A 12,655-nucleotide genomic window follows, 5' to 3' on the forward strand; every position below is an offset into this window, starting at 1 on the left:
GCCCCGCCAGCCATTGCGGCATGCGAGGGCTATCCGCATCAAAACGGCTTGATCACGACCAGCCCGACGACGATCGCCGTCGCGGCCACGACCGCGCCTGCCGCGTGCCCGAGCCACGGCGCCGGCACGACGACGAGATCGTCGCGTTCCATGCGCCGCAGCGTGCCGGCCAGGATCCCGTGCAGCGCCGACAGCGCAACGACCACCACGAGCTTCACCGACAGCCAAGCCGCGCCGAACCAGTGACCGTTCAGCGCCAATGCAATCCCGGCGATCCAGACGAGCACGAGCGCCGGTACCGTCACCGTGCGATCCCAGCGGCGCACCGCGCGATGCACGGCGAGGTTGGCGATACGCACACCGACGGACAACATCAGCAAGCCGCCAACGAATGTGACGACGGCAACGACATGGATCGCCTTGAGCCCCAGGTAGATCATTGAGCCTGCCTCCTGCGCGCGATCCATCCGGCACTCGTCAGGCCGACGAACGGCACGACGGCCGCCAGCACGAGCCGCGCGACTTCGGCCTTGCTCCACAGCCCGCTCGACGCGGTGCCGACGACCGCCCACACGTACATCGCGAACGCGATGCCATGCACCGGGCCCATGATCGATACCGCGGCCGGATAACCGGCCAGGTGCTTGAGCGGCACGGCGACGCATACCAGCACGACAAGCGTGGTCGCCTCCAGCAGCGACAGGTATTGCAGGTTCCGCAGCGCATTGCGATCGTCTCGGTGCATCGGCAGCCTCCAGGTTGGACTGCGGCGATTGTCGCGTGTGGTGCCGTTCCGGGCCATTGGCTAAAATGACATCTTTAAACGGATTCTGGCCAAGCCCCCGCACGCCATGCATACGGTCGCCGTTCTTGCTCTGCCCGATGTCGTCCCGTTCGATCTGGGCATCGCGTGCGACACGTTCGCGCGCGTGCGCTCGCCCACCGTCGCGCAGCCCTACCGCGTTCGCGTGTGCAGCGAGCACGCGCGTGTCGCGGGCGACCTGTTCGACCTGCGGCCTCCGTTTCGTCTCGACGCGCTCGCCGAGGCCGACACGATCGTCGTTCCCGGCACGTCGGTGCCGCTCGCGCCCACGTCGCGCCCCGTGATCGCGGCGCTACGCGCGGCGGCCGCGCGCGGTTGCCGGATCGCGTCGATCTGCAGCGGCGCGTTCGTGCTCGCGGAAGCCGGGCTGCTCGACGGCCTGCGCGCGACGACGCACTGGCTCGCGGCCGCCGAACTCGCGCGCCGCTATCCGCGCGTGACGGTCGATCCGAACGTGCTGTTCGTCGACAGCGGGCAGATCCTGACGTCGGCCGGCGCAGCGGCCGGCCTCGATCTGTGCCTGCACATGATCCAGGCCGACTACGGCGCTGCAGTCGCCGTCGACGCGGCGCGCTGTGCAGTGGCGCCGCGGGTCCGCGAAGGCGGGCAGGCGCAGTTCATCGCGCCGGAATGGCCGAGCGGCACCGACGGCCTGCACGACCTGATGGACTGGCTGCAGGCCAACCTGCGCAAGCCGCTCACGCTCGACGCGATGGCCCGCCAGGCGTCGACGAGCGTGCGCACGCTGACACGGCGCTTCCAGGAGCAGACGGGCACGTCGCCGCGGCAATGGCTGCAGACCGCGCGCGTCAGGCATGCGCAGCAGTTGCTGGAAGTCACGGCGCTGTCGATCGAGCATGTCGCGACGGAGGCCGGGTTCGGTTCGGTCACCGCGTTTCGCGAGCGGTTCGCGCGCATCGTCGGCACGTCGCCGCAGCGGTATCGCCAGACGTTCCGCGCGCGGTCCGGCGCATGATGATCACCTCGTTGCCACCCACCGCATCTCGGCTCGCGATACGTCACTTCACCGACGCAAAGCCCTGTGCACGCAACCGTCAGGATTGCCATCAAATTCCGCCGCAACCCGTCGCCCGCCACAGCATCGCGCCAACCGGACCCGATCGATGACCCGCATCCGCAACCCCCTGAACCTCGCGCAGCTCCAGGCGTTCGTCTCCGCCGCGCATCACAAGAGCCTGCGCGCCGCCGCGCGCGAACTCGGCGTCACGCAGCCCGCGGTCACGCACACGATCCGCGAGCTCGAGACGGCGCTCAACGCGGAACTGCTCGCGCGCAGCGTGCGCGGCGTCGAGCTGACCGCGTGCGGCCATGCGCTGCTGCCGCGCGCCGAACAGTTGCTCGGCGATATCCGCCGCACGGTCGAGGCCGTCGAGCAGGTGAAAGGCGAGATGTCGGGGCGCGTGGCGGTCGGCACGATGCCGTCGATCGCGCTGACCGCGCTGCCGCACGCGGTGACGGCGTTCCGCCAGTCGATGCCGAACGTGAGCCTGCATCTCGAGGAAGTGACGGTGCCCGACGCGCTCGCGCAGTTGCGCAACGGCACGCTCGATATCGCTGCGATGCACCACGTGCCGGCGCTCGACCGCGATTTCACGCAATTGCCGCTGCTGTCGACCGAATTCACCGTCGTGATGCGCGAAGGCCACCCGCTTGCGCATGCGCGCCGGTTAGAGGCATTGCTCGATGCCGAGTGGATCGTCACCGTCGGCGCCGAGCAGTTTCCGCACAGTGTGATGGTCGGGATGTTCGAGGCGCACGGGCTACCGCTGCCGAAGCGCCTGCTGCGCTCGCCGATGTCGTTCGCGGTCACGCTCGGGCTCGTCGCGCGCTCGGACGTGATCGGCTGCTTCACGCGCCCGCTCGCCGCGATGGTCGCGCCGCTGGGCATCCGCACGGCCGAACTCGACGAAACCATGCCGCGCTTCGACCTGTCGATCATCGCGCGGCGCGACCTGCTGCCCACGCCCGCCGTCACGCAATTCGTCACGTGCCTGCAGCGCGCGGTCAACGAAACGCTCGGCTGAATCGTTCCTGTGTCTGAAACGGCGGCGCCCCTCATGCGCCGCCGCCGGGCCCGGTATCGGGGCTTGTCCTAGGCGCCCTGCCGGTATTTTGTCTTGATAATCTTCCGCACGTCGCGCGCCCGCATCGGGTGGGCGAAACGGACAGCCTGTCGCGAAGCCGCGCCGGGCCGAAGGCTTACGGCGCGGCACAACCGCGCACCCATCGAACAAAACGAGGAGTCACCGAGTGAAAAAGATTCTTGCGGCTGTGACCGTAGCCCTGCTCGCCGTATCGGCAGGCACCGCGTATGCGAAGGACTGGACGACCGTGCGGTTCGGCGTCGACGCAAGCTACCCGCCTTTCGAATCGAAAGGCGCTGACGGCAAGGTTGTGGGTTTCGACGTCGACCTCGGCAACGAAATCTGCCGCCGCATGAACGCGAAGTGCGTGTGGATCGAAAACGACTTCGACGGGATGATTCCGGCGCTGAAGGCCCGCAAGTTCGACGGCGTGCTGTCGTCGATGTCGATGACGCCGGCGCGTCAGGAACAGATCGCCTTCTCGGCGAAGCTGTTCAACACGCCGACGCGCCTCGTCACGAAGAAGGGCACCGGCCTGATGCCGACGGCCGAATCGCTGAAGGGCAAGTCGGTCGGCGTCGAGCAGGGCACGATCCAGGAAACCTATGCGAAGACGTACTGGGCGTCGAAGGGCGTGAACGTCGTGCCTTACCAGAACCAGGACCAGGTCTACGCCGACCTGATCTCGGGCCGCCTGGACGGCGCGCTGCAGGACGCGGTGCAAGCTGAAATCGGCTTCCTGAAGACGCCGCGCGGCGCGAACTTCGATTTCGCCGGCAAGGACATCGACGATCCGAAGACGCTCGGCAACGGCGCCGGCATCGGCCTGCGCAAGGAAGACACCGACCTGAAGGCAAAGATCGACGGCGCGATCGCCGGCATGCGCAAGGACGGCACGTACGACAAGATCGCGAAGAAGTACTTCGATTTCGACGTCTACGGCAAGTAATCCGCCCGGCAAGCGCACGCTTCGCTTCGGCACGAACGGGCTCCGCAAGGAGCCCGTTTTTTTGCGCGGGCCGTGCCGGCAGCGTTATTTTTTCCGCCCCAACCTGATGATTCTCAAAGGGAAACGGCGTGTTCTGGCGCCGGTTTGATGGCGGCGAGGAAGGCAACGTACAATCGATCTTCCACGCACACCGGATCATTCGCGGCTGCGCCGCACTCCCCCATCATGCAAACGCAGACCCATCCGCTGATTTCCCCCGCCGTCGGTACCGAACGCCAGATCACGAGCTTTCACTACGGCCCGCGCGGCGGCAAGAAGGTCTATATCCAGTCTTCGCTGCACGCGGACGAACTGCCCGGCATGCTGGTCGCCACGCTGCTACGCCGCAAGATCGCCGCGCTCGAGACGGCCGGCAAGCTGCGCGGCGAAGTCGTCATCGTGCCCGTGCCGAACCCGATCGGCCTGTCGCAACACGTGTTCGGCGATCATCTTGGCCGCTTCGAGCTCGGCTCGATGCAGAACTTCAACCGCAATTTCTACGATCTCGCGGCGCTCGTGCTGCCGCGCGTCGAACACCGCCTGACCCACGACGCGCAGCACAACCTCGTCGCCGTGCGCGCCGCGATGCGCGAAGCGCTCGACGAGCAGAAGCCGCGTACCGAGCTCGACTCGCAACGCCTCGCGCTGCAAAAGCTGTCGTTCGACGCCGATATCGTGCTCGACCTGCACTGCGACAGCGATGCGGTGATGCACCTCTACACGAATCCCGATCTGTGGCCGGACGTCGAGCCGCTGTCGCGCTACCTCGACGCGCAGGCGTCGCTGCTCGCGCTGAATTCGGTCGGCAACCCGTTCGACGAGATCCACAGCTTCTGCTGGTCGGACCTGCGCAACCGCTTCGGCGACCGCTTCCCGATCCCGAACGGCGCGATTTCCGTCACGATCGAGTTGCGCAGCGAGCGCGACGTGTCGTACGAGTTCGCCGAAAAGGATGCACAGGCGATCGTCGAATACCTGACCGAGCGTGGGGTCGTCGACGGCACGCCGGCGCCGCTGCCGCCGCTCGCGCATCCGGCCACGCCGCTCGCGGGCACCGATCCGCTCGTCGCGCCGGTGTCAGGCGTGATCGTGTTCCGCACGCCGGTCGGCGTGATGATCGAGGCCGGCCAGGCCGTGGCCGACATCGTCGATCCGCTGACCGATCGCGTCGTCACGCTGAAGAGCAGCGTGTCGGGCGTGCTGTACGCGCGCCAGATCGTACGCTTCGCCACGGCCGGCATGGAAGTCGCGCGGATTGCCGGCGCGACCGCGATCCGCACGGGTTCGCTGCTGTCGGCCTGAGCGGCCGGGTGTGCGCGCCGGAGCACGGCGCGCATCGCGTTCATCCGCCCGCACCAACGAAATCGCCCGCTTGCGCGGGCGATTGGCTTTCCGGATCGTCGATATCCGGCCATCCGGTACGTGAAAACGTTCAGAACGCCGGGATGATCGCGCCGCCGAACTTCTGGTCGATGAACTTGCGCACGTCGTCCGATTCATAGGCCGCGACGAGCTTCTTCACCCACGGCTTGTCCTTGTCCTGCGCGCGCACCGCGATCAGGTTCGCGTACGGCCCGCGCAGATCCTCGATCGCGATCGCATCCTTCACCGGCGTGAGCCCGGCCTTCACCGCGTAGTCGGTGTTGATCGACGCGGCATCGACGTCGGGCAGCGCGCGCGGCAACTGCGCGGAATCGAGCTCGACGATCTTGATCTTCTTCGGGTTCTCGGCGATGTCGAGCGGCGTGGCATTCACGCCGTTCGCGCCGACGCCCGGCTTCAGCTTGATCACGCCGTACTTCTGCAACAGCAGCAGCGCGCGGTTGCCGTTCGACGGATCGTTCTGGATCCCGACCTTCGCGCCCACCGGCAAGTCCTTGAGCGACTTGAGTTTCTTCGAGTAGAAACCCATCGGCGCGGTGTACGTGAGCCCGACGTTGACGATCTTGTAGCCGCGCTGCTTGATCTGGCTGTCGAGGAACGGCTGGTGCTGGAAGCCGTTCGCGTCGAGATCGCCGGAATCGAGCGCCGCGTTCGGCTGCACGTAGTCGTTGAATTCGATCACCTTGATCGCGAGACCTTCGCGCGCGGCGACCTTCGTCACCTCGGTCCAGATCTGGGCGTCGGGGCCGCTCATCGTGCCGATTTTCAGCGTTTGCGAGTCGGCGTGGGCGCCGGGCGCCGCGAATGCCAGCGCGGCGGCGAGTGCGCCGAGGCCGGTCAGGAATGAACGTCGCATGGTGACCTCTTGTCCCGTGTCGTTTGTTGGAACACGGATCGTGGCATGGGGCCGGAACGCCGCCAACCAAGCTTATTTCATGTACATATTCCTGATTTCGGACGAATCTCAGTCTGAATCGGTATAACCACCGACTATACAACCGGGCAGAATTCAGTGTCGCATCGACGCCACAGATTCTTCATATGACAGTCGCTGTCATATTCATTACGTGGCCCCTCGATAAAGTTGCCGCCGGTCCGTGAAAGCGCCCATAGAGAGCGCCGGAACCGCAACTGGACACGCCATTTATTCGCTCGGAGAACCCTTTGAACAAGAAACTGTTGACCATCGCCGCTCTGGCAGCAACGGCCGGCACGGCGCACGCACAAAGCAGCGTGACCCTGTACGGCGTCATCGATGCCGGTATCAGCTACGTGAACCACAGCAAGACCGCCAACGGCGGCACGGGCAAGCTGTTCAAGTACGACGACGGCGTTGCCCAGGGCAGCCGTTGGGGCCTGCGCGGCACCGAAGACCTCGGTGGCGGCCTGAAGGCGATCTTCGTGCTCGAAAACGGCTTCAACAGCGGTAACGGCACGATCGGCCAGGGTGGCGCGATCTTCGGCCGCCAGGCTTACGTCGGCCTGAGCCAGTCGCAATACGGCACGGTCACGTTCGGCCGCCAGTACTCGTTCTCGACCGACATCCTCGGCTCGAACTACTCGACGGGCGGCAACACGGTCGCGGGCAACTACGCGTACCACGTGAACGACCTCGACCAGCTCACGTCGAGCCGCATCAACAACGCCGTGAAGTTCCAGAGCGCGAACTACTCGGGCTTCACGTTCGGCGCGTTGTACGGCTTCTCGAACTCGACGGACTTCGCAGGCGCACCGGCGACGACGACGGGCACGACGACGACGGCAGGCTCGTCGCGCGCATACAGCTTCGGCCTGAACTACGCGAACGGCCCGTTCTCGCTGGGCGCAGCGTACACGGACATCCGCTTCCCGAGCCAGTCGACGCCGGCTTTCTCGACGACGATCGCAAATATCGCAACGGGCAACGTCCGCGACCTGCGCACGTACGGCGTCGGTGGCCGCTACGTCTGGGGCCCGGCAACGGCATGGCTGCTGTGGACGCGTACGCAGTTCTCGACCGTGTCGGGCGCCGGCGGCACGTTCTACAACGCGTATGAAGCAGGCGCGAAGTACGCCTTCACGCCGGCGCTGTCGGGCGGCCTCGGCTACACGTACACGAACGCGACGCAGAGCGGCAACTCGTGGCACTGGAACCAGGTCAACGGTATCGCCGACTACGCACTCAGCAAGCGTACGGACGTGTACGGCCTGGTCGTGTACCAGCAAGCGTCGGGCAAGGGCGTGCAAGCGCAGATCGGCTCGAGCACGAGCTACTTCAATACGTCGGGCACGGGTTCGAAGAACCAGATCGCCGCACGTATCGGTATCCGTCACAAGTTCTAAAGCATCCGCTTAACTCGCGGATCACGACGGCAAGAAGCGCCCCGCTCCACGCGGGGCGCTTTTTTATGGGCTTTTAAGTTTCGCTTAATTCTGGGCTGAGAGGATGCTCTCACCCCCCCTGTTGGCCGCCTGAACATCGGCGGCTTTTTTTTTGAACCGCCGACGGCGCCGCCATCGATTGCCCACAAGACAAGACAGGATCGGAGGCCATGATGATCGAAGATACCGTTTTCAGCCATCTGCACGCGATTCTGACGTGCCAACACTCGATGCCGGTCCAGAGCTGCCGCGTATCGGTCGAAATGCAGCGCCCGTGGGGCCGGCCGTATCGCCTCGTCGAATGGACGATGCACCTCGACGCGCCCGCGCGGCGCCAGATCGTGCCGGCCGAATCGACCGACGAAGAGATCGCCGAGGTCGTCGCCTCGCACGTGCCGGGCCGGCTTTACGGCGACGGCCGCCTGCAGTTCTGAACGCCTTCCCGCTCCATCCGCTTCCCTGGTTCCACCCGCGCCGCACGCATCGTGCGGCAGTCGGTCTCGTTTGATGCCGCAACGAAACCTGCTACGCTGCGCGTTTTCGTCCACGCAACACACGATGGAAAACGCATTCAACGAACGTGGCGTGATGATCACGCGCAACGGCCTGTCGGCCGCCGGGCAGGTATTCGCACTCCGTGACATCCGCCAGGTCGACGTCGTCAAGATTCCGAAGAACCGCCTCGTGCCGTCGCTGATCTCGCTGATCGGCGCGGCCGTCGCCGTCGCAGGCGGCATCGCCGGATCGAGCGCCGCGCTCGTCGTCGGCGTGATGCTCGCCGTCGTCGGCTATCTCGCCTGGGCCACGCAGGACGTCACGTATCGCCTGATGGTCGAGATGCCCGACGGCACGCGCGAAGCGCTGTCGAGCGTCGACGTCGAGTTCGTCGAACGCGTCGCGCAGGTCGTGCGCGATGCGCAGGCCGCGAAAGCGGCCGGCTGATTCCGTTCGCTTCCCTGCACGCTTCGATTCGCGGTGCTCCCCACGCGTGGCGCGTTTCGCGCCGCGCAACGGCAGCGTCGATTACCGCGTCGAATCGCATTCCGCCTCCTCGTCGCCAATACCGCGCCTGCGCTGCGACCGCCGACCGCCTAGTATGGAAAGAGCGGCTCGCCGCCGCATCGTCCGATGGAGGCCAGCATGAACGTCCAGACGCTGTCCGGCACGCTTCGCGCGCAGGAACTGCTGATCGTGTCGATGATCCGCGCGCTTCCCCCTGACGCACGCCGAGCGCTCGTCGACCTCTACACCGAACAAATCGCGTTCGCCGAGCAGGCCGGCCTCGAAAGCCACGGCGATCGCGCGACGCACGACGCGTTCATCACGCATGCGCGCAACCTGCTGATCCGCATCGAAGCGCTGGCCTAGCCACGCCCGCGTTTTTCCCGAATTTTCCGCCGCGACTCGCCCGAGCCGCGCAGGTAAGCGCTCACCCACGCGAGCCGCTTTCCGTTCTTGTATTGATAATAATTCTCATTTACACTGGCAAAATTATCAGTTGCCTTTCAATTCGCCGCTCGCCGCCTTCCGTGCGCGGGCGGGCCAGCCAGGTGAACGCGTCGCCCAGCCAGCCTTCGGGCTTGTCATCATCAATGGGAGACCACCTGTGCATTGCTATACGCTGGCGCGGCGGCCGATCTGTGCCGCGCTGTTCGGCGCGTTCGGCCTGTCCGCCGCCACGGCTCACGCCGATTCGACGCCGCAAGGAGCCAACCCGCCTGCCGCCCTCCTCGTCGCCGCGTCCACACGCGGCGACGCGGCGCTGCTCGATCCCGTCACCGTCACGGCCAACCGCACCGCCACGGCCGCGAGCCGCACGGCGGCGTCCGTGTCGGTGATCACCGACGAGGATCTGGAAGAACAGCAGGCCACCAACATCAAGGACGCGCTGCGCTACGAGCCCGGCGTCACCGTGCGCCGCACCGCGTACCGGCCCGGCAGCGCCGCGCTCGGCGGCGGCCGCGACGGCGATTCGAGCATCAACATCCGCGGCCTCGAAGGCAATCGCGTGCTGCTGATGGAAGACGGCATCCGCCTGCCGAATGCGTTTTCGTTCGGGCCGCTCGAAGCGGGGCGCGGCGACTACGCCGATCTCGGCACGCTCAAGCGCATCGAGATCCTGCGCGGGCCGGCGTCGGCGCTGTACGGCAGCGACGGCCTGACCGGCGCGGTGAACTTCATCACGAAGGACCCGCGCGACCTGCTGTCGATCTACAACAAGCCCTATTACTTCTCGCTCCGGCCGAGCTACGACTCGGCCGACCGCAGCGCCGGCGCGACCGTGTCGGCCGCGGGCGGCAACGATCGCGTGCAGGGGATGATCATCGCCGACGGCCGGCGCGGCCACGAGGTCGATACGCGCGGCAGCAACAACTCGGCAAGCACGCTGCGCACCACGTCGAACCCGCAGGACGTCTATTCGGAGTCGCTGCTCGGCAAGCTCGTGCTGACGCCCACCACGCGCGACACGATCAAGTTCACCGCCGAAACGGTGCAGCGCCGCGTGAGCACCGACGTGCTGTCGGCGATCAGCCCGCCGACCACGCTCGGCCTCACGACCTACGACCGGCTCGAGCGCAACCGCTTCAGCGTCGACTACGATTTCCGCGACGATGCGTTCCGCTGGTTCCAGACCGCGCACGTGCAGTTCTACTACCAGGACGCGAAGCAGGACCAGTACGCGTTCGAGACGCGCGGCCGGGCGGCTTCGCGTTCGCGCGACAACCAGTACAAGGAGCGCACGTTCGGCGGCTCCGCGTTCGCCGAAAGCGGCTTCGCGACCGGCCCGTTCGCGCACAAGCTGCTTTACGGCGTCGACGGCAGCGTGTCGCGCGTGACGAACCTGCGCGACGGCACGGTGCCGGGCGTCGGCGAGGCGTTCCCGAACAAGGCGTTCCCCGACACCGACTACACGTTGTTCGGCGCGTTCATGCAGGACCGGATCGGCTACGGCCGCCTGCTCGTCACGCCGGGCCTGCGCTTCGACACGTACCGGCTGAGCCCGACCGCCAACGATCCGCTGTTCACCGGCAAGGCCGTATCGACGAGCGCGAACGAACTGTCGCCGCGCGTCGCCGTGCTCTACGAGATCACGCCCGCGGTCATCCCGTACGTGCAGTACGCGCACGGCTTCCGCGCGCCGACGCCCGACCAGGTGAACAGCAGCTTCTCGAACCCCGTGTACGGCTATACGTCGATCGGCAATCCGAACCTGAAGCCCGAGACGAGCGATACGTTCGAAGCGGGGCTGCGCGGCAAGGCCGGCACCGGCTACGGCGTGGTGCGCTACAGCGCCGCCGCGTTCACGGGCCGCTACCGCAACTTCATCTCGCGCACGACGATCGCCGGCAGCGGCCGGCCAGCCGATCCGTTCGTGTTCCAGTACGTGAACTTCGCCGACGCGCGCATTCACGGCCTCGAAGGCCGCGCCGAATGGGTGATGCCGAACGGCATCACGCTGAAGACGGCGATGGCGTTCACGAAGGGCTCGACGCAGAACGACGGCGCGGCCAGCCAGCCGCTGAACACTGTCAACCCGTTCTCGGCCGTGTTCGGCGTGCGCTACGAGCCGACCGAGCGCTGGTACGTGCAGACCGACCTGCTGTTCCAAGCCGCGAAACGCGACAAGGACATCGACAAGTCCGACTGCTCGAACAAGGCGTGCTTCTCGCCGCCGTCGTCGTTCGTCGTCGACCTGCGCGGCGGCTACCGCTTCAACAAGCACGTCAGCGCGACGATCGGCATCCGCAACCTGTTCGACCGCAAATACTGGAACTGGTCGGACGTGCGCGGCATCGCGGCCGATTCGCAGGTGCTCGATGCGTATACGTCGTCCGGACGCACGGTCGCCGTCAGCATGAAAGTGGATTTCTGATGCGCGTCGCCCGCGCTGCCACCCCAACCGTTACTTGAAGGAGTCCGACATGATGCAATCCGCCCTTCCCGGTCAACCGGCCACGCCGGCCCGCGCGGCCGCCGCGCTGCGCGACGCGTTCATCCAGCTCAAGACCGAGCGCCAGTTGCGCAACCGCGACGTAGCTCAAGCGCTCGGCGTCAGCGAAGGCGAGGCGCTCGCCGCGTTCGTCGGCGAGCACGTCGTGCGGCTCGATGCGCGCTTTCCGGCGATGTTCGAGGAAATGCCGCGCCTCGGCCGCGTGATGGCGCTCACGCGCAACGACACGGCCGTCCACGAAAAGGATGGCGAGTATGCGCAGATGAGCCACGACGGCCCCGTCGGCCTCGCGCTCGGCGATATCGACCTGCGCATCTTCTATCGTCACTGGGTGTCGGCGTTCGCGGTGCGCGACGAAACCGCGCACGGCCCGCTGAAGAGCCTGCAGTTCTTCGACGCGCAGGGTCATGCGATCCACAAGGTCTACCTGCGCGCGCACAGCGACCACGCGGCGTACGACGCGTTCGTCGAGCGCTGGCGTGCGCCGTCGCAGGAGCCGGGCCTCGAGGTCGCGCCCGCCGCGCCGAAAACGCCCGAGCGCGCCGACTCCGAGATCGACGTCGCGGGCTTCCGCGCCGCGTGGGACGCGATGACCGACACGCACCAGTTCTTCGGCATCACGCAGCGCTTCGGCGTGAGCCGCATGCAGGCGCTGCGGCTCGCCGATCCGCAATACGCGTATCCGGTCGAAACCGCGCATGCGCTGCGCCATGTGCTCCAGCAAGCCGCGCAGAGCGGCCAGCCGATCATGGTGTTCGTCGGTAACGCGGGGATGATCCAGATCCATACGGGCCCCGTCGCGAACGTGCGCGAGGTCGGCGCGTGGATCAACGTGCTCGACCCGGACTTCAACCTGCACGTGCGCGAAGACCTGATCGCCGCCGCGTGGGTCGTGAAGAAACCGACGAGCGACGGCATCGTCACGTCGCTCGAACTGTTCGACCGGCAGGGCGACCACGTCGCGCTGCTGTTCGGCGCGCGCAAGCCGGGCAAGGTCGAACGCGACGACTGGCGTGCGCTCGTCGCGACGCTGCCGGCCGCTG

The 12,655-nt window shown here is 66.6% G+C and carries 13 protein-coding genes; 10 read left to right on the forward strand and 3 right to left on the reverse strand.

All coding sequences use genetic code 11. The features are described 5' to 3' along the window. Positions 1–38 precede the first annotated feature (38 nt). Positions 39–440 (reverse strand): CopD family protein, encoded by a 402-nt coding sequence (locus G3N96_RS01945; protein ID WP_206136048.1) that lies wholly within the window; start codon positions 438–440, stop codon positions 39–41. Continuing rightward, positions 437–745, reverse strand: coding sequence for a DUF3817 domain-containing protein (locus G3N96_RS01950; RefSeq protein WP_124582434.1), 309 nt, complete (start codon positions 743–745; stop codon positions 437–439). Before G3N96_RS01950 ends, G3N96_RS01945 begins: the two co-directional genes overlap by 4 nt. 106 nt (positions 746–851) lie before the next feature. On the opposite strand from G3N96_RS01950, the gene G3N96_RS01955 reads away from it, so the two are divergent. The 4 genes from G3N96_RS01955 to G3N96_RS01970 all read left to right on the forward strand — a co-directional run bounded on the left by G3N96_RS01955 (position 852) and on the right by G3N96_RS01970 (position 5,218). After that, positions 852–1,799, forward strand: a complete 948-nt coding sequence (locus tag G3N96_RS01955; protein ID WP_206136049.1) for a helix-turn-helix domain-containing protein — start codon at positions 852–854, stop codon at positions 1,797–1,799. Between the two features lie 148 nt (positions 1,800–1,947). Further along, the gene (locus tag G3N96_RS01960; protein WP_206136050.1) at positions 1,948–2,868 is read left to right on the forward strand and encodes a LysR substrate-binding domain-containing protein; all 921 of its coding nucleotides are present in this window, start codon (positions 1,948–1,950) and stop codon (positions 2,866–2,868) included. Positions 2,869–3,094: 226 nt separating this feature from the next. Continuing rightward, positions 3,095–3,877 (forward strand): ABC transporter substrate-binding protein, encoded by a 783-nt coding sequence (locus G3N96_RS01965; protein WP_089428931.1) that lies wholly within the window; start codon positions 3,095–3,097, stop codon positions 3,875–3,877. A 225-nt stretch (positions 3,878–4,102) separates the two neighbouring features. Further along, positions 4,103–5,218, forward strand: a complete 1,116-nt coding sequence (locus G3N96_RS01970; protein ID WP_069252629.1) for a succinylglutamate desuccinylase/aspartoacylase family protein — start codon at positions 4,103–4,105, stop codon at positions 5,216–5,218. 130 nt (positions 5,219–5,348) lie between these two features. Here G3N96_RS01970 and G3N96_RS01975 read toward each other — a convergent pair whose 3' ends face one another. After that, entirely contained in the window at positions 5,349–6,155 is an 807-nt protein-coding gene (locus G3N96_RS01975) for a MetQ/NlpA family lipoprotein (protein ID WP_124582439.1), read from the reverse strand. A 308-nt stretch (positions 6,156–6,463) separates the two neighbouring features. Here G3N96_RS01975 and G3N96_RS01980 point away from each other — a divergent pair, with 308 nt between their 5' ends. The 6 genes from G3N96_RS01980 to G3N96_RS02005 form a co-directional block, all read left to right on the forward strand. Next, positions 6,464–7,621 (forward strand): porin, encoded by a 1,158-nt coding sequence (locus tag G3N96_RS01980; RefSeq protein ID WP_089428929.1) that lies wholly within the window; start codon positions 6,464–6,466, stop codon positions 7,619–7,621. A gap of 212 nt (positions 7,622–7,833) precedes the next feature. Continuing rightward, on the forward strand, positions 7,834–8,094 hold the full coding sequence (locus G3N96_RS01985; protein ID WP_011353838.1) for a DUF2866 domain-containing protein: 261 nt from the start codon (positions 7,834–7,836) through the stop codon (positions 8,092–8,094). A 124-nt stretch (positions 8,095–8,218) separates the two neighbouring features. Next, positions 8,219–8,602 (forward strand): DUF6232 family protein, encoded by a 384-nt coding sequence (locus tag G3N96_RS01990; protein WP_206136051.1) that lies wholly within the window; start codon positions 8,219–8,221, stop codon positions 8,600–8,602. 198 nt (positions 8,603–8,800) lie between these two features. Further along, positions 8,801–9,028 carry a hypothetical protein gene (locus G3N96_RS01995; protein WP_089475968.1) on the forward strand — a complete coding sequence of 76 codons (228 nt, stop codon included), beginning with the start codon at positions 8,801–8,803 and terminating at the stop codon, positions 9,026–9,028. A gap of 238 nt (positions 9,029–9,266) precedes the next feature. After that, positions 9,267–11,534, forward strand: coding sequence for a TonB-dependent hemoglobin/transferrin/lactoferrin family receptor (locus G3N96_RS02000; protein ID WP_206136052.1), 2,268 nt, complete (start codon positions 9,267–9,269; stop codon positions 11,532–11,534). Positions 11,535–11,583: 49 nt separating this feature from the next. Further along, a partial coding sequence (locus tag G3N96_RS02005; protein WP_206136053.1) for a ChuX/HutX family heme-like substrate-binding protein occupies positions 11,584–12,655 on the forward strand: 1,072 nt, incomplete at its 3' end.

The sequence above is a fragment of the Burkholderia sp. Se-20373 genome, assembly GCF_017104705.1.
GTDB lineage: Bacteria > Pseudomonadota > Gammaproteobacteria > Burkholderiales > Burkholderiaceae > Burkholderia.

Coding starts and splice junctions, on each gene's coding strand:
- G3N96_RS01970 (WP_069252629.1), top strand. CDS start 4,103: ATGCAAACGCAGACCCATCCGCTGATTTCCCCCGCCGTCGGTACCGAA.
- G3N96_RS01975 (WP_124582439.1), bottom strand. CDS start 6,155: ATGCGACGTTCATTCCTGACCGGCCTCGGCGCACTCGCCGCCGCGCTG.
- G3N96_RS01960 (WP_206136050.1), top strand. CDS start 1,948: ATGACCCGCATCCGCAACCCCCTGAACCTCGCGCAGCTCCAGGCGTTC.
- G3N96_RS01990 (WP_206136051.1), top strand. CDS start 8,219: ATGGAAAACGCATTCAACGAACGTGGCGTGATGATCACGCGCAACGGC.
- G3N96_RS01950 (WP_124582434.1), bottom strand. CDS start 745: ATGCACCGAGACGATCGCAATGCGCTGCGGAACCTGCAATACCTGTCG.
- G3N96_RS01945 (WP_206136048.1), bottom strand. CDS start 440: ATGATCTACCTGGGGCTCAAGGCGATCCATGTCGTTGCCGTCGTCACA.
- G3N96_RS01955 (WP_206136049.1), top strand. CDS start 852: ATGCATACGGTCGCCGTTCTTGCTCTGCCCGATGTCGTCCCGTTCGAT.
- G3N96_RS01995 (WP_089475968.1), top strand. CDS start 8,801: ATGAACGTCCAGACGCTGTCCGGCACGCTTCGCGCGCAGGAACTGCTG.
- G3N96_RS01985 (WP_011353838.1), top strand. CDS start 7,834: ATGATCGAAGATACCGTTTTCAGCCATCTGCACGCGATTCTGACGTGC.